The sequence below is a fragment of the Eubacteriaceae bacterium ES3 genome, from assembly GCA_030586155.1.
Taxonomy (GTDB): domain Bacteria; phylum Bacillota; class Clostridia; order Eubacteriales; family Eubacteriaceae; genus Acetobacterium.
On sequence record CP130741.1, the window covers coordinates 763,511 to 790,424 of the forward strand.

Annotated in this window: 19 protein-coding genes, 3 rRNA genes and 1 riboswitch; of the genes, 21 read left to right on the forward strand and 1 reads right to left on the reverse strand. The window is 40.8% G+C overall.

All coding sequences use genetic code 11. The features are described from left to right. Positions 1–432: 432 nt before the first annotated feature. From Q5O24_03385 to lysS, 12 genes are all read left to right on the forward strand, one after another. Positions 433–1,089, forward strand: coding sequence for a cyclodeaminase/cyclohydrolase family protein (locus Q5O24_03385; GenBank protein ID WKY49203.1), 657 nt, complete (start codon positions 433–435; stop codon positions 1,087–1,089). A gap of 29 nt (positions 1,090–1,118) precedes the next feature. After that, positions 1,119–2,024: a tetrahydrofolate dehydrogenase/cyclohydrolase catalytic domain-containing protein gene (locus Q5O24_03390; protein ID WKY48385.1), complete on the forward strand. Its 906-nt coding sequence runs from the start codon at positions 1,119–1,121 to the stop codon at positions 2,022–2,024. Between the two features lie 32 nt (positions 2,025–2,056). Continuing rightward, positions 2,057–4,021: an electron transport complex subunit RsxC gene (gene rsxC, locus Q5O24_03395; GenBank protein WKY48386.1), complete on the forward strand. Its 1,965-nt coding sequence runs from the start codon at positions 2,057–2,059 to the stop codon at positions 4,019–4,021. Between the two features lies 1 nt (position 4,022). Beyond that, positions 4,023–4,652, forward strand: coding sequence for a methylenetetrahydrofolate reductase C-terminal domain-containing protein (locus Q5O24_03400; protein ID WKY48387.1), 630 nt, complete (start codon positions 4,023–4,025; stop codon positions 4,650–4,652). Positions 4,653–4,678: 26 nt separating this feature from the next. Next, a complete protein-coding gene (locus Q5O24_03405) occupies positions 4,679–5,572 on the forward strand; it encodes a methylenetetrahydrofolate reductase (protein WKY48388.1) in 894 nt (297 codons plus the stop codon). Positions 5,573–5,953: 381 nt separating this feature from the next. After that, a complete protein-coding gene (lpdA, locus tag Q5O24_03410; GenBank protein WKY48389.1) occupies positions 5,954–7,333 on the forward strand; it encodes a dihydrolipoyl dehydrogenase in 1,380 nt (459 codons plus the stop codon). Positions 7,334–7,357: 24 nt separating this feature from the next. Then, on the forward strand, positions 7,358–8,206 hold the full coding sequence (locus Q5O24_03415; GenBank protein ID WKY48390.1) for an amidohydrolase family protein: 849 nt from the start codon (positions 7,358–7,360) through the stop codon (positions 8,204–8,206). A gap of 111 nt (positions 8,207–8,317) precedes the next feature. After that, on the forward strand, positions 8,318–8,947 hold the full coding sequence (locus Q5O24_03420) for a M15 family metallopeptidase (GenBank protein WKY48391.1): 630 nt from the start codon (positions 8,318–8,320) through the stop codon (positions 8,945–8,947). Positions 8,948–9,037: 90 nt separating this feature from the next. After that, the gene (locus tag Q5O24_03425; protein WKY48392.1) at positions 9,038–11,770 is read left to right on the forward strand and encodes a UPF0182 family protein; all 2,733 of its coding nucleotides are present in this window, start codon (positions 9,038–9,040) and stop codon (positions 11,768–11,770) included. A 16-nt stretch (positions 11,771–11,786) separates the two neighbouring features. Further along, on the forward strand, positions 11,787–13,058 hold the full coding sequence (gene serS / locus Q5O24_03430; GenBank protein WKY48393.1) for a serine--tRNA ligase: 1,272 nt from the start codon (positions 11,787–11,789) through the stop codon (positions 13,056–13,058). 98 nt (positions 13,059–13,156) lie between these two features. Then, the gene (gene greA / locus Q5O24_03435; GenBank protein ID WKY48394.1) at positions 13,157–13,636 is read left to right on the forward strand and encodes a transcription elongation factor GreA; all 480 of its coding nucleotides are present in this window, start codon (positions 13,157–13,159) and stop codon (positions 13,634–13,636) included. An 11-nt stretch (positions 13,637–13,647) separates the two neighbouring features. Next, positions 13,648–15,117 carry a lysine--tRNA ligase gene (lysS, locus tag Q5O24_03440; protein ID WKY48395.1) on the forward strand — a complete coding sequence of 490 codons (1,470 nt, stop codon included), beginning with the start codon at positions 13,648–13,650 and terminating at the stop codon, positions 15,115–15,117. Positions 15,118–15,293: 176 nt separating this feature from the next. On the opposite strand, the gene Q5O24_03445 is transcribed toward lysS, so the two are convergent. Beyond that, positions 15,294–15,959, reverse strand: a complete 666-nt coding sequence (locus Q5O24_03445) for a molybdopterin-dependent oxidoreductase (protein WKY48396.1) — start codon at positions 15,957–15,959, stop codon at positions 15,294–15,296. A 524-nt stretch (positions 15,960–16,483) separates the two neighbouring features. Here Q5O24_03445 and Q5O24_03450 point away from each other — a divergent pair. The 9 genes from Q5O24_03450 (at position 16,484) to thiD (ending at position 26,895) form a co-directional block, all read left to right on the forward strand. Next, a 16S ribosomal RNA gene (locus tag Q5O24_03450) occupies positions 16,484–18,006 on the forward strand. A 238-nt stretch (positions 18,007–18,244) separates the two neighbouring features. Further along, positions 18,245–21,108: ribosomal RNA gene (locus Q5O24_03455) — 23S ribosomal RNA — on the forward strand. Positions 21,109–21,177: 69 nt separating this feature from the next. Next, positions 21,178–21,294, forward strand: a 5S ribosomal RNA gene (gene rrf / locus Q5O24_03460). Together the 16S, 23S and 5S rRNA genes form the textbook arrangement of a ribosomal RNA operon. Before the next feature lie 760 nt (positions 21,295–22,054). Then, complete coding sequence (locus tag Q5O24_03465; GenBank protein WKY48397.1) at positions 22,055–22,345, forward strand: DUF2087 domain-containing protein; 291 nt, start codon at positions 22,055–22,057, stop codon at positions 22,343–22,345. Positions 22,346–22,523: 178 nt separating this feature from the next. Then, positions 22,524–22,629, forward strand: a riboswitch (TPP riboswitch). Positions 22,630–22,848: 219 nt separating this feature from the next. After that, positions 22,849–24,051 (forward strand): putative hydroxymethylpyrimidine transporter CytX, encoded by a 1,203-nt coding sequence (gene cytX / locus Q5O24_03470; GenBank protein ID WKY48398.1) that lies wholly within the window; start codon positions 22,849–22,851, stop codon positions 24,049–24,051. Next, positions 24,020–24,841 carry a hydroxyethylthiazole kinase gene (gene thiM / locus Q5O24_03475; protein ID WKY48399.1) on the forward strand — a complete coding sequence of 274 codons (822 nt, stop codon included), beginning with the start codon at positions 24,020–24,022 and terminating at the stop codon, positions 24,839–24,841. The genes cytX and thiM overlap by 32 nt, the downstream gene beginning before the upstream one ends. Continuing rightward, a complete protein-coding gene (gene thiE, locus Q5O24_03480; protein ID WKY48400.1) occupies positions 24,828–25,469 on the forward strand; it encodes a thiamine phosphate synthase in 642 nt (213 codons plus the stop codon). Before thiM ends, thiE begins: the two co-directional genes overlap by 14 nt. Further along, positions 25,466–26,116 carry an HAD family phosphatase gene (locus tag Q5O24_03485; protein WKY48401.1) on the forward strand — a complete coding sequence of 217 codons (651 nt, stop codon included), beginning with the start codon at positions 25,466–25,468 and terminating at the stop codon, positions 26,114–26,116. The genes thiE and Q5O24_03485 overlap by 4 nt, the downstream gene beginning before the upstream one ends. Beyond that, positions 26,113–26,895 (forward strand): bifunctional hydroxymethylpyrimidine kinase/phosphomethylpyrimidine kinase, encoded by a 783-nt coding sequence (thiD, locus tag Q5O24_03490; protein WKY49204.1) that lies wholly within the window; start codon positions 26,113–26,115, stop codon positions 26,893–26,895. The genes Q5O24_03485 and thiD overlap by 4 nt, the downstream gene beginning before the upstream one ends. Positions 26,896–26,914: the final 19 nt, after the last annotated feature.

Sequence of the window (26,914 nt, forward strand, 5' to 3'; positions counted from 1 at the left end):
TTTTGAAAACAAATTCATGAAATTTACAATAAAAAATTGTCATACATAGTATTTGATTTTCAAAATGATTTCAGCTATTATTGTTGTAGATGTTAAAAATTTATCAAAGTATTGGAGGAGATGTTATGGGTTTTAGATCTGACATCGAGATTGCGCAGGACGAGACACCGTAGAAGATTCGAGAAGTTACCAGAAATCTTAATCTGCTATGAGGTAGTATGGACGTAAGGTTGTATAAGTCACAAGTAGATAATGTCTTTAAAATAACTGACGAAAGTATCGATAGCAGAGCGTATTGATGTAGGTGAAATAATTTAATCGCCGGTTAATCTTCATGTTTGAGCATTATATTGACTAGCCTTCTTTTAGATAAAAAAGAATAAACGATTAGATCAGATGGTTACTTGGATAAATAAGGAAAGTGGTGAAAATATGGAATTCGATACTACAGTAAATGTAGAAATAATTGCGGAAAAAAAATGTACGGAATTTGTGGAAGCTTTATACAGTAAAGCTGCTGTTCCCGGCGGTGGTGGGGCTGCAGCTTTAGTTGGAGCAGTAGGCACGGCACTGGCAGGTATGGTTGGAAATCTGACTACTGGCAAGAAAAAATATGCTGAGTTTGAAGATGATATTCAGCGTATTTTAAAAGATGCTCAGGTGCTTCAGGATCGTCTGATGGCGATGATAGATGAAGATGCAAAGAATTTTTTACCTTTATCAAAAGCTTATGGACTGCCTAAGGAAACTGAAGAAGAAAAAGCTTACAAGGAAAAAACGCTGGAAGAATGCACGAAAGTGGCATGCAGTATTCCACTGGAAATTGTTGAAGTATGTTATAAAGCAGTTCTATTACAAGAAGAACTGGTTGGCAAAGGATCAAAACTGGCGATTAGTGATGTGGCCTGCGGTGTACAATGCTTACGGGCGGCAATGATTAGTGGTTGGGTGAATGTGCTGATTAACATCAAAACAATTAAAGATCAGGATTATGTTGATGATGTGAATAATAGAATCAAACCGATGATGGAAAAAGGTGTCGAAATTTGTGACCGTGTTTATACAGAAGTTGAAAAACAACTGCTTTAATAAAAATTTTGAAATAAGAGGAGAAAAAAATGGCAGCAAAATTGTTAAGTGGAAAAGAAGTTAGTGAGTCCATGTTGGCAGAAGTTTTAAAGGATGCAAATGAATTAAAAGAAAAAGGCATCCAGGTTAAGATGGCAATTATGCGAGTGGGTGAAGATCCAGGATCCATTTCATATGAAAAAAGCATCATTAAACGAATGGGTAACTCCAATATCGAAGTAGAATCGGTTCAGTTTCCAATTGATGTAACTGAAGTGGAGTTTATTGATAAACTGCATGCTATTAACGAAGACCGAGATATTCATGCTGTATTGATCTTCCAGCCGCTTCCAGAACAGATTGATGCCGAAAAAATCAAGTACATTTTAAGTCCTGAAAAAGATCCGGATGCTTTAAATCCAACCAACCTTGGTAAATTAATGATTGCAGACGAGCGTGGTTTCTTCCCTTGTACTGCTGAAGGTGTTATGGAAATGTTCAAATATTACGACATTGAAGTAAAAGGCAAAGATGTTGTTATTATTAATAACTCAAATGTTTTGGGTAAACCGCTGGCAATCATGTTAACTAACGAATTTGCGACTGTAACTATGTGTCACGTATTTACTAAAGATACGCCTTCATACACCAAAAAAGCTGATATCGTTGTAACAGCAGCAGGGATCTATGGATTGGTTAAACCTGATATGCTTAATGAAGACTGTATCCTGATTGATGTAGCGATGGCTCAAATGAAAGATGAAAACAAAGAATTTGTCTTAAATGAAGAAGGTAAAAAAATCCGAACCGGTGATGCTCATGTAGATTGTCTTGAAAAAGTAGCAATGATTACTTCGGCAACACCAGGCTGTGGTGGAGGAACCGGACCAATTACCACCGCATTACTTGCAAAACATGTTATTAAAGCCTGTAAAATCCAGAACGACTTGCTTTAGAAATAAAAAAATAATATAGAGGAGGCATGTAATTGGAGGATTATACGAAATTTAAACTAAAAGGAAAGGAAGAACTTGAAGCACTTCTGGCAGATAAAAATGAACTGTTTGTGATGGCTTGCAGTAAATGCTACAAAGAGCTTGAAAACTTTGATGAGCCGGAATGCGGACAGTTTTCGGAACTTGCAAAAGGACAGGGTAAAAATATTGTCGGCTCAGTACAAGTTGATTTTCTTTGTAATGAACCTCTGACAAAGAAAACATTTGAATCAGTTCTTCCTGGAGAAGCGAAAAATATAGTTGTCATTTCTTGTGGCCTTGGTATTCAAACCATCGCTGATATGGCAGAAATTCCAGTTTATGCAGGAAGTGATACCATTAAAGTTGATGGTCAGCACGGAATGGCGCTGACAGAAACGCTATGTGAAGCCTGTGCCCAGTGCTATCTCAATGAAACAGGTGGTATATGTCCCATTGTTGACTGTTCGAAAAGCTTGTTAAATGGTCAGTGCGGGGGCGCTAAGAACGGTAAATGTGAAGTTAATAAAGAGATGGACTGCGGATGGCAGATGATTTATGAACGGCTGGAAAAACAGGGACGCCTGGAAGAATGGCTGCAAAAACCTGTGGAAATCCGTGATTATTCGAAAGTTAATCATAAATTTGTTAATGAATACGTAAAAGCAGTTCGCGAATCCCGTTACGATGGTTACTATGGTGGAATTCATCCTACTGAACACAAAGAACTAAGCGAAGAATTGGGTTTAAAACGATTCCCGGATCCTTTAAATATAGTAATACCAATGTCTCAACATGCCGGTGCGCCAGCTGAGCCAGTTGTAGCAGTTGGTGATCAGGTTAAAATGGGTCAGCTAATTGCTAAAGCAAATGGTTTAATCAGCAGCAATATTCACTCAAGCGTAAGTGGTACGGTAGTTGCTGTTGAACCGAGACGCCATACCGTCAGTGGACTGGATTCCCTGGCAATTGTTATTCAATCAGACGGAAAGAATACTCTTGACGAATCCATTAAACCTGCTGGTGATATTGACAGTTTATCGGCTGATGAAATCATTGAATTGGTTAGAGATAAAGGGATTGTCGGAATGGGTGGAGCCGGATTCCCAACAGCTGTTAAACTTAAAGCGCCAAAACCAATTGAACTGGTACTTTTAAACGGATGTGAATGTGAACCGGTTTTAACTGCGGATCATCGTGTACTGTTAGAATATGCTGATGAGGTTGTTTATGGACTTCAGGCTATGATGAAAGCATCAGGTGCGCCTAAAGGTGTTATTGCGATTGAAGACAACAAACCGGATGCAGTAGAACTTCTTGAGCAAAAAACAGCAGTACTAGATAATATCGAAGTGGTTGTAGCTAAAACTAAATATCCTCAGGGTGCTGAAAAAATGCTGATTAAACGGGTGATGGGTAAATCAGTACCAAGTGGTGGCCTACCGATGGATGTGGGAGCAGTAGTTAGTAACGTAAGTACTGCCAAAGCAATTGCGGACGCAATTCAGACAGGCATGCCTTTGATTGAGAGGGTTGTAACAGTATCTGGAGAACGGATGGTGGAACCACAAAACTTCGTGATTAAAATTGGTACTTCTGTTAAAGAAGTCGTTAATCAGTGTGGTGGCGTAAAGGGCGATGATACGACCATCAAAATCGGCGGTCCGATGATGGGATTTGAAGTGTCGGATCTGAATGTTCCGGTTTTAAAATGCTCAAACGGTGTAATTGCGGTTGAAACGACGGTTAAAGAAGCTGTTGAGTGTATTAAATGTGGTCGTTGTGCAGATGTTTGCCCAATGGAATTACGACCATTATATTATACAAAATATGCAACGACTGAAAACTGGGAAGGCTTTCAAACACAGAACGTCATGGATTGTATCGAATGTGGATGTTGTGAGTACATCTGCTCATCAAAAATTCCAATTGTTGAACGCATTAAAATTGGAAAAACTGCCATAAGGGAGGGTAAATAATATGCTGATTACCCAACTAAAATCTAAAGAAGTCATCGAATCTCTGACAAAAGGGAAGACTGTTATCATCAATTGTCATGGCTGTAAAGAAGTCTATTTTGCAGAACATGAAGCAGATACAATGCAAAAAGAGTTAGCGGAATCCAAAGAGGTTACACAAATTGTAACGACTGATTATATATGTAATCCGGATAACCTAAAACTTCAGCTTAAAAAACATATGGAAACAATAGAAGCCTGTGATACCATTCTGGTATTCTCATGTGGAGTTGGAATCCAGACGGTTGCCAATATGTTCGCTGAAAAACGCGTCTATTCCTGCTGTGATACATATCCCTTGCCGGGTTTCCAGGGCGTCACTCCTCTGAATGTTGATTGTGGACAATGCGGAGAATGCTATCTGAATTATACTGGTGGGATCTGTCCAATTACAGCCTGTTCTAAGAGTCTGATCAATGGTCAATGCGGCGGTGCCAAAAATGGTATGTGCGAGGTTGACAAAGATATGGAATGTGGATGGGAACGAATCTACCGAAAGCTGGAAAAACTTGATAAACTGGATACCCTTAAATATGCTCCGAAAGTGCGTAATTATTGGAATCCAAATGAAGAAATTGAAGAAAAGCAATAATTTTTGATGATGAGGAGTAATGATAAATGAGAATAACTGAATTGTTCGATAAAGGTGAGTTTGTAGTTACTGCCGAAGTTGGGCCACCAAAAGGGGTTGAGATTGATCATCTGATTAAAGATGCGCATGAATATTTAAAAACCAGAGTTCATGCACTAAATGTAACTGATAATCAGTCTTCTGTTATGAGAACGGGTTCGCTGGCTACTTGTAAAGTATTAAAAGATGAAGGCTTGCTGCCGATTTTCCAGGTTACCTGCCGTGACCGAAATAGAATTGCTTTGCAGTCAGATATCCTAAGTGCAGCACTTCTGGGGATTGAAAATCTACTGCTTTTAACTGGCGATTACACAACATTAGGTGATCATCCACAGGCGAAACCGGTTTTTGATCTTGATTCTGTATCTTTAACCTATGCTGTTAAACGTCTTGAGGAAGGATTTGACCTTGCTGGTAACGAAGTGGATGGAACACCACCAAAGTTTGCTAAAGGTGCTGTTGTTTCTCCTTGTAGCGATTCCGTTGATGTTCAGCTTGCAAAAATGGAAGCAAAAGTCAAAGCTGGAGCTCAATATTTCCAAACTCAGGGAGTATATGAACCAGAAAAATTCTTTGATTTTATGGAAAGAGCAAAACAATTTGATGTACCAGTACAATTAGGGGTGATCATTCCTAAAAATGTTGGAATGTGTCGCTATATGAATGCTAATGTCGCTGGCGTTCATGTTCCTGAAGATATGATTGAAGAGCTTAAAAAAGACAAAGAACGTACTAAGTCTGGTGATGTTGGAGTTGAACTTTGCGCTAAAATAATTAAAGAGTGTAAGGACCATTGTCAGGGTGTTCATATTATGTCTCTTGGATGGGAAAATAGAATTCCTGAAATACTAGACCTTGCTGGTGTAGCACCGATTAAATAATTAAATAAACTTTAAGAAAACTCCTCTTTAGAAATGCTGCGGTTTCATAATAAGCAGTATCCAAAGAGGAGTTTTTCTTTTGGCGAAAAGACGTTTTTATAAAACAGGAAGTGTTGGACAAATCGGCTTAGATAATATAGAATAAGAAAAAATGCAGTATAATTATTATATTTATTAAGAAAGTCAGTTGGGTAGAGTTTTCAATTTTATGTATAAAATGATGAGTTGAAATAGTTTTAAAAACACATATTTCATGTATAATAATTTATAAATGTGTTTAGTCTTCCATTTGATTACTGAAATCAGAATTAGGCAGAAGAAAATAGCGGTGGATTAACACTATATGTCTGTATTTAAGTTTAAGAATTTGAGGTTATAGAAATGAAAATAATTGTAATTGGTGCCGGTCCAGGCGGATATGAAGCGGCAATCATGGCTGCAAAACTGGGAGCAGAAGTAACGGTAGTAGAAAAAAATCTGCCAGGTGGTACTTGTCTAAATCGTGGTTGTATTCCTACTAAGGCGTTATTGGCAACAGCTGATGCACTGGATATTATGCATAATGCTAAACAATTCGGGCTTACGCTGAATGAAAAAGCAGAAGCTGATTTTAAAGCCGTTATGGAACGCAAGAATAAGGTTGTTAGTGGTTTGGTAAAAGGGATTGAGTTTTTATTTAAAGCCAATAATGTAACCATGGTTAAAGGAGTCGGCAGTCTGGTTGATAAAAATACAGTCGAAGTTACTGCTGAAGATGGTCAAACCCAGACATTAACAGGGGATAAAATTATTTTGGCGACGGGTTCGGTGCCGGTTATTCCCAAAATGTTTGAATATGACGGTCAAACAGTGATAAGCAGTGATGAAGTCTTGGAATTGGAAGAAGTGCCAGAGTCCTTGATTATTGTAGGTGGTGGGGTTATCGGCTGCGAAATCGGACAATTTTTAAAGCGAATGGGATGCCAGATTACCATAGTTGAAATGGAAAAACAGCTGCTGCCATTGGAAGATGATGAAACTGCCAAACAGTTAGCCAGACAATTTAAAAAGGAAAAAATAAAAGTAATCACCGGTAATGGAATTAAAGGTGTAGAAGTCACTGGTTCAGGAGTTACAGCAACCCTATCGGATGATAAAATTGTCGAAGCGCAAAAAATGCTAGTGGCAATTGGACGTAGAAGTTTCTGCGATCAGCTTAATGCTTCGGCTATCGGGATTGAAATGGATGACCGGGGACGGATTATAGTAAATGATAAAATGGAAACCAGCGTAGCCGGAGTCTACGCGATTGGTGATATTGTCGCATCTCCATTTTTGGCTCATGTTGCCTCGAAAGAAGGAATTGTAGCGGTTTATAATGCGGTTAAGTCGGCTGACAAGCAAATATCCTATAAAGCTGTGCCACGTTGCGTATATACCGATCCGGAGGTGGCATCGGTTGGTTTAACAGAAAAAGATTGTCAAGCGCAAGGGATCGAGTACAAAATCGGACAATTTGATTTTAGAGCACTTGGTAAGGCGCAGGCGATGGGGAAAATTCAGGGGTTTGTCAAAGTCATAGTTGATTCTGATGATGTCATTATCGGCGCGGCGGTAGTTGGCGCTCATGCAACGGATTTACTGAGTGAACTAAGTTTGGCGGTTCATGCCGGATTAACAGCTGAGCTGGTGGGTGATGTGATTCATGCCCATCCAACTTTATCAGAAGCTATTATGGAAGCTCTCCATGATGTCCATGGGGTTAGCGTTCATAAAGGCTAAGGCTTGTTTTTGTAAGGAGGAGAAATGTTATATGATGCGCACATTCATTGTGGATTAGGTCAGCCCTTTTCAGTTAAAAATCTCGATGGTGAAGAGCTTAAAAAAGGTTTTAGGCAGATGCTGGAGAATTATCTGGATATGGGGATAGACAGGATTAGGGATGGCGGAGACAAATGGGAGGCTGGTCTGATTTTGAAAGAAATCGCAGATGAATATCCAGTGACATTTTTAACTCCAATTTTTGCAATATATAAAGACGGGTGTTATGGCGAATTTTTGGGTCAGGCAGTTAAAAATGGAGATGAAGCCTGCAAAAGGATCAGGGAACTTAAGGAAAAAAAAGCTGACTTTATAAAAATTGTCTTAACAGGAATCATGAGTTTTGACGTATTTGGTCAGACTGATCCGGTACAATTTTCTCAAACAGAATTAAAAAAAATGATTGATTATACCCATGAACTAGGTTTAAAGGCGATGGTTCACGTCAATACACCGGAGGCCATCAAGATGGCAATTAAGGCTGGGGCTGATACGATTGAGCATGGGTATTGCATTGATGATTCTTGTCTGGAACTATTGGCTCAAAGTGAGACGATCTGGGTACCGACATTGGCCCCCTTTGCCAATATTGCAAACTGCCCTAAAGATCATCCGATGGCAGTATATCGAGAGGTTTCAATGATGTATTTTGAAGGACATAAGAAAGCAGTCAGAAAAGGCATTGAGTTGGGAGTGAAAATCGCACTTGGAAGTGACTCCGGCGCGACTCTGGTGCCTCATGGAAAAGGAACCCTTGACGAACTTAGGTTCTGCCATGAATGCGGGTTATCGAATGTGCAGTTGGAAGAAAGTGGAGCGGAGCTCTTCAATTAATTATAAACAATCTGAGTCCTTTTAAAGGGAAAGCAGATTGTTTTTTTAATGCAAAATTGTATTATTGGAGTTACAATAAAATATTAAATAATGATAGACTGGATAAATGGTATGGAAAAAATAATAAGAGAAAGATCGGATGATTTTGTGGACCTAAAAGTTGTGATTCCAGATTGTTTGGTAGATTTGAAATATTTTGGCAACGATAACTTTGTTGGGGAACGGATTGAAGGCTATGAAGCAGATATAGCTTATGCGACAAAGAGAACTGCACTGGCGTTAAAAAAAGTTCAGGATAAGCTTGTGAAAAGTGGTTATGGCTTAAAGATTTTTGACGCTTACCGCCCTGTACGAGCAGTGAAAGCTTTTTTTGAATGGGGACAGGAGCATGAAAATGGTTTAACAAAAGCTGATTATTATCCAGATTTTACTAGAAATGAAATTTTTGAGAAAGGATTTATTGCCAGTCCTTCTGCTCATTCAAGAGGTTCTACTGTAGATCTTACACTGATAAATTTGAAAAGCCATCAGGATATCGATATGGGTGGATCATTTGATTTTTTTTCAGAAGTATCATATTTTGACTATAAAAACTTGTCTGAAATCCAGAAGAAAAACCGATGCTGGTTACGAGATATTATGATGCAAGAAGGATTTGTTCCTTTTGAATATGAATGGTGGCATTTCACATTAAAAGATGAACCATATAAAAAAATCTGTTTTGATTTCATCATTAGATAAAATCTCTGTGAAACTATTGGAATTTGTCTCCATTTCCTCAAATTTATGTTATAATAATAAAATTGATATGCTTTATATAGAGGAGGAGAGATGACAATTAAGAAAAGAGGATTGTGGATTGGCCTTGGTGTAGCAGCCTGTTTATTGATGGTACTTCTATCGTTGAATCATTTTTATGTTGATTATCTCTGGTTTGATGAAGCTGGATATACTGAAATATTTTTTAAAGAGCTGATCACCAAACTGCAATTAGGTATTCCTATTTTTATCGTTCTGTCGGTGATTATGTTTTTCTTTATTCGCTTTTTAAAAGGAAAAATTGGCTTAACCATTGGTGATAACAAGACAAAAAAATCATGGATTACTTTCTTTTATGCACTCCTAGTTTTAGGGGTTTCTTTGTTGATGACGGTTTTTGTCATCAACAGAATCTGGTATGAATTTCTGGAGTTCACTAATCAGACGGTTTTTAATGTCACAGATCCGATTTTTAATAAGGATTTAGGGTTTTATATTTATACTGTGCCGTTTCTTGAGAGCCTATATAATATTATACGTTTCTTTTATACTGGGTTAGCACTGATTGTTTTGGTGGCTTATGGTTATTTATCGCTAAAAAATCACTTTGATTTATCAAATCAGCAGAATCTAGAAGATCTTAAAAATAATTCCGGACGTTTTATAAAAGACCTGATTACCAATAATATAAAACTTGTTGGTATCCTCCTTGGGATATTCTTAATCTTACTGGTACCGCAGTATATTTTTGAAGCTTTTGATTTGCTCTATTCAAGCAGTGGTATTGTAGTGGGAGCTGGAGCCAGTGATGTTGATGTGGGTTTAAAAGTTGTGATCATAAAGGCTGTGCTTGCATTTGCAATGGGTCTTATGGTGATTTGGGCCGGATATCAGAAGAAATTCAGACTGCTTCTTAGTGGTCCGGTTGTCTTGATTGTGATTACAGTGGTTGGAACTCTTGGTCAGGCAGCGTATGAGTCATTGATTGTGGTGCCGAACCAGTTGGTTAAGGAAGAAGCTTATATAGCATATAATATTAATTTTACCCAGACAGCCTATGATCTTTTGGAGGTAGAAGTAGTTGAATTCTCGGGTGATCAGACATTAACCGCTGAAGATATCGCCGAAAATGAGATAACGATAGAAAATATTCCAATAAATGATCAGGATCCTACCCAGGATATGTACAACTCTTTGCAGGGGATCAGAAACTATTATCAGTTTTATGATGTTGATGTAGATCGTTACATGATTGATGACGAATATACCCAGGTGTTTTTGGGAGCCCGTGAGATGAACAACGATCTTTTGCCGGATGAAGCAAAAACGTGGGTTAATCAACACCTTAAATACACTCACGGCTTTGGTTTAGCCATGTCACCAGTAAATAAAACGACTGCTACTGGGCAACCGGAGTTGATTATTAAAGATATTCCGCCAAGTTCAGAATATTCAGAGCTTACGATTGAAGAACCGCGGATATATTTTGGGGAAAGTGATGATGATTACATTATAACCAACTGTACTACCGCTGAGTTTGATTACCCACAAGGGGAGAACAATCAGGAAACAATATATTCCGGCTCGGCTGGAATCAATATGTCGTTTTTCAACCGGTTATCCTTTGCCCTTTATTATGGTTCGCCGGAACTTCTTTTGGCTAATGAAATCACTTCGGACAGCAAGATGATTTTTAGACGTAATCTCATTGATCGGATTTCAACCATTGCGCCATTCCTATCTTACGATAGTGATCCTTATCTCGTCGTTGCTGATGGACGTTTGTACTGGATAATCGATGCTTTTACCAGCAGTGATCGTTACCCTTATTCCCAGTCTTTTAATGAAGCGGGGGATAATTATGTCAGAAATTCTGTTAAAGTTGTAGTAGATGCGTATAATGGTGATGTTACCTTTTATCAGGTTGAAGATGAACCCTTGATTGATACGTTTGGAAACATTTATTCGGAGTGGCTGACAGACCTTTCTGAAATGCCGGAGTCAATTAGAATTCATACCAGGTATTCTAAAACCCTATTTGATATACAGTCAGAAATTTATAAGACATACCATATGTCTAACCCGCAGGTGTTCTATAACAAGGAAGACCAATGGGAAACAGCGACTCAGTTTTATGAAACAGAGAAATCTGAAGTGCTGCTGCCTTCGTCCTATATTATGATGAAACTTCCTGAGCGGGAAGAGGAATTCATGTTGACCACAACGTTTACACCTAAGAATAAAGATAATATGAATGCATGGCTGGCAGGTGTTTCTGATGGTGAGGATTATGGAAAACTGATTTTATATCAGTTCCCTAAGCAACAGCTGATTTATGGTCCGATGCAAATAGAGCAGCGGATTGATCAGGACACCACAATATCGCCGCAGCTGACGCTTTTAAGTCAGCAGGGATCACGGGTGCTTCGCGGAAACATGATGCCGATTCCAATTGAGAATGCTATAGTTTATGTTGAGCCGGTGTATATTCAGGCTTCTAGTGGCGATAATAATTTACCGGAAGTGAAGAAAGTTATTCTGTCCTATCAGGATCGAATGATTATGGCGGATTCACTAGGTGAAGGAATTGAACAGTTATTTGGTGTTACATCAGATGGACAGCCTGAAGAATCATCTTCAGTGCAGCAGGATGGAAATGTTTCGACCAGTCTGGTTTCGCAGGCAAACGCCTTATTTGATGAAGCTCAGGCTGCTCAGCAGGCTGGCGACTGGGCCCTTTATGGCCAAAAATTAGATGAACTGGAAGCGGTTCTGAAAAATATGCAAAACCAAACTACAGAGTAAAAAGCAGGAGGTTAAAATGCTTGATATAAAAAGAATTCGAGAGAATATGGAACTTGTTCAGGAAGGCCTGAATAAGCGGGGAGATTATGATTTGCAGCCGGTTCTGGAACTGGACGAGAAAAGACGAAGCCTGTTACAGCAGGTAGAGGAAATGAAAAAACGTCAGAATCAGGTTAATAAAGAAATTCCAAAACTGAAAAAAGAAAATAAAGACTGTACCGAAATTTTTGAAGAAATGAAAGAGCTTGCCAACCGGGTTAAAGAACTGGATGGCGAAATCAGAGAAGTTGACGAGTCACTGCGCTTTCAGCTGTTAAGCTTACCCAATGTCCCCAATCCTGATGTGACCGTTGGGAAAGATGATTCTTTTAATAAGGAAGTCCGTAAATGGGGTGAGCCGAGAGTTTTTGATTTTGAAATAAAAGCTCACTGGGATATTGGTGTTGACCTGGATATTCTTGATTTTGAACGGGCAGCAAAAATTACTGGTGCACGATTTTCGATGTTCAAGGCCGAAGGGGCAAGGCTTGAACGGGCACTAATTAACTTCATGCTCTATATTCACTGTACAAAACATCAGTATACTGAAATTTCGCCACCATTCATGGTTAATCGTGACAGTATGACGGGAACTGGACAATTGCCCAAGTTTGAAGAGGATGCCTTTCATTTGCCTTCTAAAGATTATTTTCTGGTGCCAACCGCAGAAGTGCCAGTGACAAATATCTATCGTGATGAGATACTTACAGAAGATGATCTGCCACAGTATCTGACAGCCTATACGCCATGCTTTAGACAGGAAGCCGGATCGGCTGGGCGTGATACCAGAGGGTTAATTAGAAATCATCAGTTTGATAAGGTGGAAATGGTCAAGTTTTCCCATCCAGATCGCTCTTATGAGGAGCTTGAAAGACTGACAAACGATGCGGAAGAAATTCTTCAGTTGCTGGAAATCCCTTATCGTGTAGTGGAGCTCTGTACTGGAGATTTGGGATTCAGTTCTGCTAAGACTTATGATATTGAAGTCTGGATGCCGAGCTACAATCGATATGTGGAAATTTCATCATGTTCAAACTTCGAGGATTATCAGGCTCGCCGGGCAAATATTCGGTACCGTGACGAAAAGACGAAAAAACCGCAATTTGTTCATACGCTAAACGGTTCGGGACTGGCAGTTGGACGAACCCTGGCAGCAATACTGGAAAATTATCAGAATGCTGATGGAACAGTAACAGTACCAGAAAAACTGGTACACGCCATGTGGGGAATAGAAACGATTGGAAAATAATTGGTCATGTTAAGGTAATAACTTGACATAAAAACGGTTATTAATTATAATGACTCACATAATTTGAGCATAAGCCGGAAATGGTTGAAGGAGTAAAAATGGAAGCAAATAATAGAAAAATGGTTACACAAGATGGTTTTAATAAAATGAAACAGGAACTGGACCATCTTAAAACTGTGAGACGTCATGAAGTGGCAGAACGAATCAAAACTGCACGTGAGTTTGGTGATTTAAGTGAAAATGCTGAATATGATGAAGCGAAAAATGAACAGGGCTTCATTGAAGGTCGAATCTCTGAGCTGGAACAGCAACTAAAAATCATTGAAGTAATTGATGATGAAAAAATTCATACTGAAGATGTAGGCGTCGGAAGTACTGTCAAAATTAAAAATTCGATGATGGATATTGTTGCTGAGTATAAAATTGTCGGATCTGCCGAGTCAGATCCGCTGAACAATAAGATATCTAATGAATCGCCTATTGGGTCAGCTTTACTTGGTGGAAAAGTTGGAGAAGTTGTTAAAGTTCAGATTCCAGATGGTGAAGTAGATTATCAAATTCTGGAAATCAGAAGATAGGAGTAAAGCAGTTGTCAACAGAAAATCTTAGTGAATTATTGGAAATCAGACGGGATAAGTTAAAAAAACTTCAGGAAGCTGGAAAAGATCCTTTTAAAGAAACACATTACGATATCAGTGCCTATGCAAAAGAGATTGAAGAGAACTATGAACAGTATGAAGAAGTAAAAGTGTCCATGGCTGGACGGATTATGTCAAAACGTGGACAGGGGAAAGTTTCTTTTTATGATCTGCAGGATTCGACTGGAAGAATTCAGATGTTTCTCAAAAAAGACAATCTTTCTGAACGGTATGACGAAATAAAAACCTATGATATTGGCGATATTGTCGGCATTTCCGGTGAGGTTTTTAAAACTAAAATGGGGCAGATTTCCGTACGGGTTTCGGAGCTTACGCTTCTTAGTAAATCGCTTCAAATTTTGCCTGAAAAATACCACGGACTGAAAGATATGGAACTGAGATATCGACAGCGCTATGTAGATTTGATTGTAAATCCTGAAGTTAAAACAGTTTTTCAGGTGAGATCACAGCTGCTTCGAAAAATCCGGGAGTTTTATGACAACCGTGGATTTATTGAAGTGGAAACGCCAGTTCTGTCAAATCTAGCTGGTGGTGCCAATGCCCGACCATTTATTTCACATCACAATGCCCTGGATATTCCACTATATTTGCGAATAGCATTGGAATTACCGCTTAAACGATTGATTGTTGGGGGCTTTGACAAAGTCTATGAAGTTAGCCGGGTGTTTAGAAACGAAGGGATGGATGCAACCCATAACCCAGAGTTTACTCTGCTTGAATCTTATGAAGCCTATGCTAACTATCATAACCTTATGGATATGCTGGAAGAATTGTACAGCTATCTGGGTAAAGAGGTTAACGGCTCTGAACTCATTCAATATGGAGAAGAGCAGATTAGTTTGAAAGCACCGTTTAAACGGGAGCGAATGGTGGATTTGGTCAAAGAACATACTGGGGTTGACTTTGACGTGATGACTGATGTGGCTGAGGCTAAAGAAGCGGCGAAAAAACTGAATGTGGATGTTGAAGACCAGAATTCTGTTGGCGAAATTATGGCTGAAGTATTCGATCAATATGTAGAAGATAAACTTATTCAACCTACTTTTGTAACAATGCATCCTGTGGAAATCTCACCATTGGCAAAACGAGATCCGCAAGATCCTCGATATACAGAGCGTTTTGAGTTATATATTAATGGAGCAGAATGTGCAAATGCGTTCTCAGAACTAAACGACCCTATTGATCAAAAAGAAAGATTTATGTCACAAGTTCAGAAAAAAGCTGAAGGTGATGATGAAGCCCATCCTTTTGATGAAGACTTTATTAATGCGCTGGAAGTGGGTTTGCCTCCAACAGGTGGTTTAGGGATCGGAATTGACCGTTTAGTGATGTTGTTTACAAATCAACACAGCATTCGTGACGTTATTTTATTCCCGACGATGAAACCAGTGGATAATTAAGTTTATTAAAATCAAATGCAAGAAGTTTAATATGAAAAAGTTATCTTTGTGAAAGCCACTGATAAGAAATTAATAACCTCACCAGATAGAGACTTTAACTGGCGAGGTTATTTTTGTATGACGATAATTAAAGTTTTGGACAAATTAGAAAAGATGGGAATGTCAGCTGACATTTTTTAGTTTAAAGTTGCATCGTTGCTATAGCCTAAACTCTCCCAATAACCCAAATAATTAGGGTCATCAGAGAGTTCAATTCCTGAAACCCATCGAGCCCATTTATAACCCAGTTTGTCTTCAGCTACGACAATGAAAGGATAGCCCATCTCTGGAGGCAGATCAATTCCATTTGCACTATATGCCAAAATAAGATTATGAGAAACAATTTGCTCAAGAGGTAATGAAGTAGTGTAGCCATCGACAGAATGAAAAATTACGGTGTTAGCCTGGAACTGAACTCCAGATAAATCCATTATATCTTTTAAAAGAACCCCTTTCCAAAGTATCGTTGCATCCCAACCTTCTACGCAGTGGAGGGTGATCAGGCGCTCGTAGGAATCCAGTTTTAATACTTCGTCATAAGTTAATGATATGGGTGTATCTACAAGACCGAATACGGAGAGAGTATACGAATCGATATCTACAAATTGAACGCCTTTAATAGAATTATCTCTGGGTCCAATAGAAGGGTCAAGATTTGTTCCCTGGTATTCTTGAATTTCATTTACCTGGTAACGGCTGGCTGTAGCAGTAGTTTGGGTATCTGTTCCAGTTGAAGAGCTGCAACTAGTTAGAATTCCTGTGACGGTAAGTAGAAGAATGCCAATCAAAATAAGTCTTTTCATTTTCACACCTCTTTTTTAATTTTTTAAACATTTGCTATTGGCTATAGTGTTGGTATACCCGCTTTTATTTTGGTCAAACCTGAATATTAGCTAATGAATCGCAGGATGTTAAAAATTATTAAAATAATGTTAAAAAGGATGTTTAGAGTGATAAGTGGCGGGTATTTATATGACTGTCAGGAGAAATAAAAAATAATTTTAAAAAAGTCTTGACAGTGGAAGGTAAAGAGCGTATACTAATGAAGTTGTCTCGTGAGACAGCAGCACGGATTAAGAAACTTGTGAAAAAGAAAAATTAAAAAGTGCTTGACAGTATAAAGTAAAGACGATATAATAGAAAAGCTTCTTAAGAGAGGCGGCGGAAACTTAAACGTTTACGCAGGGTCATAGAAAAGAGAATAGTACCATAAAACCTGTAAATCAGTTGACTTAGGTCAACAACAATAAGAGCGGCACTCTTTAAAAAATGTCAACACGTGAAATCACGTTAAAAATGAGCTTAAGCCGAAAGGCTTTACAAACTTTTTATAGAGAGTTTGATCCTGGCTCAGGACGAACGCTGGCGGTATGCTTAACACATGCAAGTCGAACGAGAAGATTATGATTGAGCCTTCGGGTGAGAGAATAATCGGAAAGTGGCGAACGGGTGAGTAACGCGTGGGTAACCTGCCCTATGGAAAGGAATAGCCTCGGGAAACTGGGTGTAATGCCTTATAATATGCAGAAGTCGCATGGCTTTTGCATCAAAACTCCGGTGCCATAGGATGGACCCGCGTCCCATTAGTTAGTTGGTGAGGTAACGGCTCACCAAGACGACGATGGGTAACCGGTCTGAGAGGGCGAACGGTCACACTGGAACTGAGACACGGTCCAGACTCCTACGGGAGGCAGCAGTGGGGAATATTGCGCAATGGGGGAAACCCTGACGCAGCAATACCGCGTGAATGAAGAAGGTCTTCGGATCGTAAAGTTCTGTTATTGGGGAAGAACAAAGACGGTACCCAAGGAGAAAGTCCCGGCTAACTACGTGCCAGCAGCCGCGGTAATACGTAGGGGACAAGCGTTGTCCGGATTTACTGGGCGTAAAGGGCACGCAGGCGGTTTTTTAAGTCAGATGTGAAAGGTCCCGGCTCAACCGGGGAAATGCATTTGAAACTGGAGAACTTGAGTATTGGAGAGGCAAGTGGAATTCCTAGTGTAGCGGTGAAATGCGTAGAGATTAGGAGGAACACCAGTGGCGAAGGCGGCTTGCTGGACAAATACTGACGCTGAGGTGCGAAAGCGTGGGGAGCAAACAGGATTAGATACCCTGGTAGTCCACGCCGTAAACGATGAGTGCTAGGTGTTGGGGGAACTCAGTGCCGCAGTTAACACAATAAGCACTCCGCCTGGGGAGTACGACCGCAAGGTTGAAACTCAAAGGAATTGACGGGGACCCGCACAAGCAGCGGAGCATGTGGTTTAATTCGAAGCAACGCGAAGAACCTTACCAGGTCTTGACATCCTCTGACAATCCTAGAGATAGGACTTTCCCTTCGGGGACAGAGAGACAGGTGGTGCATGGTTGTCGTCAGCTCGTGTCGTGAGATGTTGGGTTAAGTCCCGCAACGAGCGCAACCCCTGTGGTTAGTTGCCATCATTAAGTTGGGCACTCTAAGCAGACTGCCGTGGATAACACGGAGGAAGGTGGGGACGACGTCAAATCATCATGCCCCTTATGACCTGGGCTACACACGTGCTACAATGGTCTGAACAGAGGGCTGCGAAGCCGCGAGGTGAAGCTAATCCCTTAAAACAGATCTCAGTTCGGATTGCAGGCTGCAACTCGCCTGCATGAAGTTGGAGTTGCTAGTAATCGCGGATCAGAATGCCGCGGTGAATGCGTTCCCGGGTCTTGTACACACCGCCCGTCACACCACGAGAGTTGGCAACACCCGAAGTCAGTGAGGTAACCGCAAGGAACCAGCTGCCGAAGGTGGGGTCAGTAATTGGGGTGAAGTCGTAACAAGGTAGCCGTATCGGAAGGTGCGGCTGGATCACCTCCTTTCTAAGGAAAACAGGGAGTCATGGTACTATTTTCTTTTGTATGACCTATGGTTATACAAAAAAGTTTAAAGAAAGCATCTTCGGGTGCATTTTTTAAGCGCATGGTCATTGAAAACAGCATAGTGTATAAAAGAAAACATACAATTTCAGATGTAACAACATGAAAAACGTAAGTTTAAAGGATCGTAGTCTTTAGGGACTACAAGACTATTGACGAAGTTCTACTGTCAGTAGTTAAGGATCAAGAAATGAAGGGCACAGGGCGGATGCCTTGGCACTCAGAGCCGATGAAGGACGCGACAAGCTGCGAAAAGCTGCGTGAAGGTGCACATAACCGTTGAAGCGCAGATATCCGAATGGGGAAACCCGGCTGACAGAAGGTCAGTCACCATGGACTGAATACATAGGTTCATGGAGGGAACCCGGGGAACTGAAACATCTCATTACCCGGAGGAAAAGAAAGAAACATCGATTCCTTGAGTAGCGGCGAGCGAAAGAGGAAGAGCCCGGATTACAACAAATTTCTATTTTTAGCCGAACGGCCTGGGAAGGCCGGACGAAGAGGGTGAGATCCCCGTAGGCGAAAGGGATAGGAGTGGGTAATCGACGAGTACCACGGGACACGTGAAACCCTGTGGGAATATGGGGGGCCCACCCCCCAAGGCTAAATACTACTGAGTGACCGATAGCGAACAGTACCGTGAGGGAAAGGTGAAAAGAACCCCGGAAGGGGAGTGAAATAGAAACTGAAACCCTGTGCCTACAAGCAGCCGGAGCGCAAGTGACGGTGTGCTTTTTGTAGAACGGGCCAACGAGTTACGGTATGCAGCAAGGTTAAGTGCTTCAGGCACGGAGCCGCAGGGAAACCGAGTCTTAACAGGGCGACTAGTTGTATGCCGTAGACCCGAAACCGTGTGATCTATCCATGACCAGGATGAAGCTTGGGTAAAACCAAGTGGAGGTCCGAACCAGTGTCTGTTGAAAAAGGCTTGGATGAGTTGTGGATAGGGGTGAAATTCCAATCGAACACGGAGATAGCTGGTTCTCCCCGAAATAGCTTTAGGGCTAGCGTTGTAGAGAGAGTGATGGAGGTAGAGCACTGAATTGGCTAGGGGGCGTAGAGCTTACTGAACCATATCAAACTCCGAATGCCATACACTTATATACGGCAGTCAGACTATGGGAGATAAGTTTCATAGTCGAAAGGGAAACAGCCCAGACCATCCGCTAAGGTCCCGAAGTCCAGATTAAGTGGGAAAGGATGTGCAACTGCATAAACAACCAGGATGTTGGCTTAGAAGCAGCCATACATTTAAAGAGTGCGTAATAGCTCACTGGTCGAGTGGTTGTGCGCCGAAAATAAACGGGGCTAAAATCTGGCACCGAAGCGATGGATTATGGTACTACCATAGTGGTAGGGGAGCAATGTCTGCGGGGCGAAGCTTATTCGTAAGGATAGGTGGACTTCAGACAAGAGAGAATGTTGGCATGAGTAGCGAAAGTGAAGTGAGAATCTTCACCATCGAAAGCCCAAGGTTTCCTGAGGAAGGCTCGTCCGCTCAGGGTAAGTCGGGGCCTAAGCCGAGGCTGGATAGCGTAGGCGATGGACAACAGGTTGAAATTCCTGTACCACCTTTAATTGTTTGAGAGATGGAGTGACACAGAAGGATAAGCGAACCCGGCGATTGGAAGAGCCGGGCCAAGCGTCGAGGCTTACAGAGGAGGCAAATCCCCTTTGTTATAAGGCTGAGGCGTGATGGGGAACGAAAAACAAGTAGGGAAGTCGCTGATTTCACGCTGTCGAGAAAAGCTTCTATTGAGAGAGAAGGTGCCCGTACCGTAAACCGACACAGGTAGGCGAGGAGAGAATCCTAAGATGAGCGGGAGAAGTGTTGTTAAGGAACTCGGCAAAATGACTCCGTAACTTCGGGAGAAGGAGTGCCCCTTTAGGGGGGCCGCAGAGAAGAGGCTCAAGCGACTGTTTAGCAAAAACACAGGTCTCTGCTAAATCGAAAGATGACGTATAGGGGCTGACGCCTGCCCGGTGCTGGAAGGTTAAGAGGAGTGCTTAGCGGTAACGCGAAGGTGCGAATTTAAGCCCCAGTAAACGGCGGCCGTAACTATAACGGTCCTAAGGTAGCGAAATTCCTTGTCAGGTAAGTTCTGACCCGCACGAAAGGCGTAACGATTTGAGCGCTGTCTCGACAACACACCCGGTGAAATTGTAGTACTCGTGAAGATGCGAGTTACCCGCGACAGGACGGAAAGACCCCGTAGAGCTTTACTGCAATCTGGCATTGGATTCTGGTAGTAGACGTACAGGATAGGTGGGAGGCATTGAGTTTGGGACGCCAGTCTCGAAGGAGCCGCTGTTGGGATACCACCCTTGTACTATTGGAATTCTAACAAGTGTCCGTAATCCGGACATTGGACCGTGTCAGATGGGCAGTTTGACTGGGGCGGTCGCCTCCAAAAATGTATCGGAGGCGCCCAAAGTTACCCTCAGGATGGTTGGAAACCATCTGTTAGAGTGCAAAGGCAAAAGGGTGATTGACTGCGAGAGAGACATCTCGAGCAGGGACGAAAGTCGGGCTTAGTGATCCGGTGGTACCGAGTGGAAGGGCCATCGCTCAACGGATAAAAGCTACCTCGGGGATAACAGGCTTATCTCCCCCAAGAGTCCACATCGACGGGGAGGTTTGGCACCTCGATGTCGGCTCGTCTCATCCTGGGGCTGAAGCAGGTCCCAAGGGTTGGGCTGTTCGCCCATTAAAGAGGCACGCGAGCTGGGTTCAGAACGTCGTGAGACAGTTCGGTCCCTATCCGTCGTGGGCGTTAGATATTTGAGAGGAGCTGTTCCTAGTACGAGAGGACCGGAATGGACAAACCACTGGTGCACCAGTTGTCCCGCCAGGGGCATAGCTGGGTAGCTAAGTTTGGAAGGGATAAGTGCTGAAGGCATCTAAGCACGAAGCCCCCCTCAAGATAAGATATCTCACCGCAAGGTTAAGGCTCCTGGTAGACGACCAGGTCGATAGGCTGGAAGTGGAAGTATGGCAACATATGGAGCGGACCAGTACTAATCAGCCGAGGTCTTGATCCAAAAGAATTTATACACTGTGCTGTTTCGAGTGACCATGTCACTGGAAAGAAAAATAAATAAGCTAATTTGCTCCGTAACGATAGCAGAGGGGTCACACCTGTTCCCATACCGAACACAGAAGTAAAGTCCTCTAGCGCCTAAAGTACTTGGTGGGTGACTGCCTGGGAGGATAGGACGTTGCGGGGCTTTTTTTGCGTGAAACAACGAGCCATGCGGCTCTAAAAAATAGAAAAAGAACTTAAAAACAAGCGTGTTTGTTTTTAAGTTCTTTTTTTATTCTTTAGAAGGAAGGAGCCATCTGGCGACTGACGCGACGAGGTGGAGCATTAGCGGAACCGAGTGCCGCATGGTTCGTTGTTTCACTGCAGTATGTTAAAAGGGATTATAGGGCGAAGCCCGCGACGAGTGCGTACTGCGCGTAACGAGTGCACGGATTCATTTTCGACTCTGTAACTTACAAGCGTGTTTGTTTTAAAGCTCATTTTTTATTTTACAGTAGGAAGGAGCCATCTGGCGACTGACGCGACGAGGTGGAGCGTTAGCGGAACCGAGTGCCCCATGGTTCGTTGTTTCGCTGCAGTATGTTCAATGGCCTATTTGATTAGCTCGCTTAATAATCAGTTTTGGTGCTCTATTTTTTTATAGGGAGAAGCCCGCGACGAGTGCAGCGTTAGCGTAACGAGTGCACGGATTCATTTTCCTAATTCATCAAAACTCTACGGAGCGTTTATTGAACAATTTATTAGACTGAGTTTATAATTATAGCATAAGAAAATTTAAAGTAATAATAAGCTCAGTGACCATTTATTGGGTGGTTAAAAAGACATAATGTCTTGAGTGCGTGTTTAAATTTATGTCTTATTTTTAAAATAAAAAGATAAGTAGAAAATTAAAGATGAATGTTAGGATTTTCTTAGGAAATTAAACGATTGGAGAGCGCTGTCAAATGACTAAAGCAAACAATTTAAAAACTAATATTAATATCAGTAAGTTTCTTGATGAGCGTGGTAGAATAAATCAGCTACCTAAAAAGAAAACCACAAGATTAGAAATTTTAACTTACTTGACTCAGAAATTTGACCTAAACAAGGATTATACAGAAAAAGAGGTCAATGAAATGTGTCAAGTATGGCATACTTTTGATGATTATTTTATATTGCGAAGAGAATTGATTGACTATGGACTTTTAAAACGTACGGTCAATGGTTCCCGTTATTGGAAACCGGACCATAATTAGTATTAATGTTCTTTAAGTTTCATTCAATTGAGATAGCGGTAAATAAGTTATTCGAAACAATGATTGGAAAATTTGATTATCAGCCAGTTTCATTATCTTTACATTTATGAAAAGTTGCGGCTAACGAAAATTATAATTGTTGACAATATGCATGACTATGTTATAATTAATAAAATTTAAAATTGCACAGGGGAGCTTGTATGACAGGCTGAGAGGAAGTATATAGCTTCGACCCTTTACCTGATACGGATAATGCCGTCGTAGGAAGTGGATAAAACTGCTTGTCGTTAGACTTCCGTAAATCGGAAGTCTTTTTTGGCTGTTTATGAAAAATGTTCCGAATTAAAATAACGTTTTGACATCGTTTTACAAATTAACTACAATAAAAGTCATTAATTAAGGCCGTGATTTCTCTTGCAGCTGACATTTGTTTACGGTGAAATATAGATTTTAAATTCAGGTAAAGCCCTTAAACTGCATAACAAAGAGAAAGGAATTGGTTTATGGACAATGAAAGAACTTCAGTTTTTGCAAACAGTTTGATCTGGTTTGGGGCGGGGGTTTCAATTGCGGAGATTCTAACCGGTATGCTAATAGCTCCACTTGGATTTAGCAGAGGGTTTGCCGCAATAATAATAGGTCATTTAATTGGAGGCGTGCTGCTGTACCTGGCCGGAATAATCGGAGCAAAAACGGAAAAAAGTTCAATGGAAACTGTAAAAATGGCTTTTGGCGAAAAAGGCTCAATTTTATTTTCGTCACTTAATGTTCTTCAGCTTATTGGTTGGACAGCGGTTATGATTGTTAGTGCAGCGAGTGCAGCTGGAGCGATTTGGGATCTGGGAGGTAACTGGGTTTGGTCTATGATTATTGGAGGGCTTATAACGGTCTGGATAATAATAGGGATTAAAAAACTATATAAAGTTAATATTGTTGCTATGAGTGCATTATTTATTTTGACAATTGTTATGAGTATTGTTGTTTTTAAAGACAATAATTTGGTTGAAATTTCTAATTCAGCCATGAGTTTTGGAGCAGCTGTTGAATTAAGTGCCGCAATGCCAATTTCATGGTTGCCGCTAATCTCTGATTATACTCGTTTTGCAAAACGTAAGCAGGCATCAGCAATTTGGAGTGCAGGTGTTTATTCGCTTGTAAGCTGTTGGATGTTTGTTATTGGTATGGGAGCAGCTTCATTTACTGGGGAAACAGATGTAGCCAATATCATGCTAAAAGCCGGGTTCGGAGTTGCGGGTTTGATAATAATCGTATTTTCTACCGTTACAACAACATTTTTAGATGTGTTTTCAGCTGGTGTAAGTGCTTATAGTGTATCTGAAAAAGTCAGTGAGAAAAAGGCCGCGATTATTATAAGTGTAATCGGTATGGCCATTGCAATCTTTACTCCAACGAATCAATTTGAGAACTTTTTGTATTTGATCAGTTCAGTGTTTGCACCAATGATGGCGATTCAAGTTGTGGACTACTTTATTTTAAAATCTGACTATTCTCAAAAAAATTTTAATTTGATAAATCTGATTGTTTGGCTGCTAGGTTTCTCAATTTATCGGGGATTTATGGTTATTGATACCCCCGTCGGTAATACCTTGCCGGTAATGATAATAACAGGATTAATATGCTTTGGAATGAATAAATTATTTGGAGGAAAGAAAAATGCTGAAAGAAATACTCGAGAATGTGCGTAATACGGTTCCACTCGTTCATAATATAACTAACTATGTAACGGTCAACGATTGCGCCAATATTTTAATTGCCTGCGGAGGTTCACCAATTATGTCTGATGAGATAGAAGATGTTATTGACATTACAGCTATCTGTGGTGGTCTTAATATTAATATTGGAACATTAAACACGAAGACGATTCCGGCTATGTTGGCTGCTGGAAGAAAATCAAACGAGCTCAGTCATCCAGTTGTATTGGATCCGGTAGGGGCTGGTGCTTCGAAACTTCGAACTGAAACGGCTAATCAGCTCCTTAAGGATATTAAATTTTCTGTTATTAAAGGAAATATATCAGAGATTAAGACATTAGCGCTGGGTACTGGGACGACCAAAGGTGTTGATGCTGATGTTGCAGATACTGTGACTGTTGAAACACTAGCAGAAGTTATTGCTTTTGCTAATCAGTTTGCAAAAGATATGGAATCAGTCATAGTAATTACTGGGGCTATAGATATTGTTGCAGATGGGAAAAGAGCTTGTGTGATAAAAAACGGGCATCAGATGATGTCAGAAATTACAGGGACAGGTTGTATGTTAAGTACGCTTTTGGCTGCCTATATAGTAGCCAATCAGGATAATATTTTTGAGGCAGTAATAGCGGCAGTTTGCTCTATGGGGCTTTGCGGAGAAATTGCATTTCAACGAATGAGTCAAGCTGATGGAAATTCAAGTTATCGAAATTATCTGATTGACGCAGTCTATAATTTGGATGGTGATTCATTGGAAACTGGGGCGAATTATGAAATTCACTGAAAAAGATCTGCTCCTATATGCTGTTACAGATCGCGCTTGGCTAGATGGAAATACTCTGGCAAATCAGGTTGAGAAGGCTATAAAAGGTGGTGCGACTTGTATTCAGTTAAGAGAAAAAACACTAAGTGATGAAGAATTCTTATCTGAAGCGGTGATGATTAAAGAAGTCTGCAGTCGTTATAGGGTGCCCTTTATTATCAATGATAATGTTAATGTTGCTATAAATTGTAGTGCCGATGGAATTCATGTTGGGCAAAAAGATATGGCTGTCAGTGAAGTACGGAAAAAAATTGGCAGCAAAATGTTACTGGGTGTTTCAGTACAGACCGTTGATCAGGCCCTGGAAGCCGAAAGAAATGGAGCTGATTGTCTTGGTGTCGGTGCAGTTTTTGCGACATCGACAAAGCTGGATGCAGATCTGGTCAGTCAGCAAACGCTTAAAGCTATTTGTGATACTGTTTCTATTCCCGTTGTTGCTATCGGGGGGATTAGTAAAGCAAATATGATGGAGTTGGCAGGAACGGGCATCGATGGTGTAGCGTTGGTGAGTGCGATCTTTGCGAGTCGTGACATCGAGAATGAATGTAGAGCATTACTGTCTTTATCAGGGAAGATGGTGAAAATGTGAAAATAACTGGAGCAATTTTTGATTTAGACGGTACTTTGTTTGACTCAATGTTTATTTGGGAATCTGTTGGTTCAGAGTATCTGATTTCTCGGAGTATAGAGCCTGAAGTGGGTCTTGATCAAAAATTTAAAAAAATGAGCATTGTTGAGGCTGCCAAATATTATCAGCAGGTCTATGGTCTTACAGACAGTGTCCAAACAATAATTGATGGTGTTAATCAGATGATTGAAAATATCTATGCAAGTGAAGTAAAGCTAAAACCTTATGTATCTGAAATGCTCAATATAATGAACGAAAAAAATATAAAAATATGTGCTGCGACAGCTACGGATAGATATTTGGTTGAATCAACGCTGAAGAACCATCAGATTGATGAGTATTTTTACAGCATATTAACCTGCACAGAAGTTGGGGCAGGTAAAAATTTGCCGGTAATTTATCAGCAGGCTCTTGAGCTATTGGGGACTGATAAGGCCTCTACACTAGTATTTGAAGACGCTTTATATGCTATGGAAACAGCTAAAAATGCAGGTTTTACAGTTGCGGGAGTCTATGACAGATCATCATCGGATGAAAGTGCTCAAATTATCGAATTATGTGATGAATACATAACGTCATACAAAGAATGGAGTGATAAATGGTTATGAAAAAAATCTTGACTATAGCTGGGTCTGATTCAAGTGGCGGGGCAGGTATACAGGCAGATATCAAAACGATCACAGTACATCAGATGTATGCAATGAGTGCGATTACGGCAATTACTGCCCAAAATACAATGGGTGTTTATGGTGTCATGGAAGTTTCACCTGAATGTGTGGGAAAGCAGATTGACTGTATTTTTAAAGATATTCGACCTGATGCGGTTAAAATTGGGATGGTATCAAGTAACGAAATTATTGAAGTGATTGCCCAAAAGCTTAAAGAGTATGAAGCTGAGAATATAGTCGTTGATCCGGTTATGATCTCGACGAGTGGTTCGAAGTTGCTTTCGGATGATGCAATGGAGGCACTGATAACAAACCTTCTGCCACTTGGGACTGTTATTACTCCAAATATTTCCGAAGCAGAAGTATTAAGTGAAATCGAGATAAAGGATGAAACGGACATGCTTAAGGCTGTTAAGATTATAAGCCGTAGTCTGAATGGTGCGATCCTTGTAAAAGGTGGTCATCTGGGAGAAGATGCAACAGACCTTTTGTACAAAGACGGTGAGCTTAATCGTTTTAAGAGCCGAAGAATTGAAACCGCAAATACTCATGGTACAGGATGCACATTGTCATCAGCAATAGCCTGTAATTTGGCCAGTGGTATGGGGTTGTCGGAGAGTGTTAGAAAAGCTAAGGAATTTTTGACAGGGGCGCTGGAGGCCGATTTAGATTTAGGTAAGGGCAGCGGGCCCTTAAATCATATGTATCGATTGTTGTAGGATGGGAAGATAGCTTTTC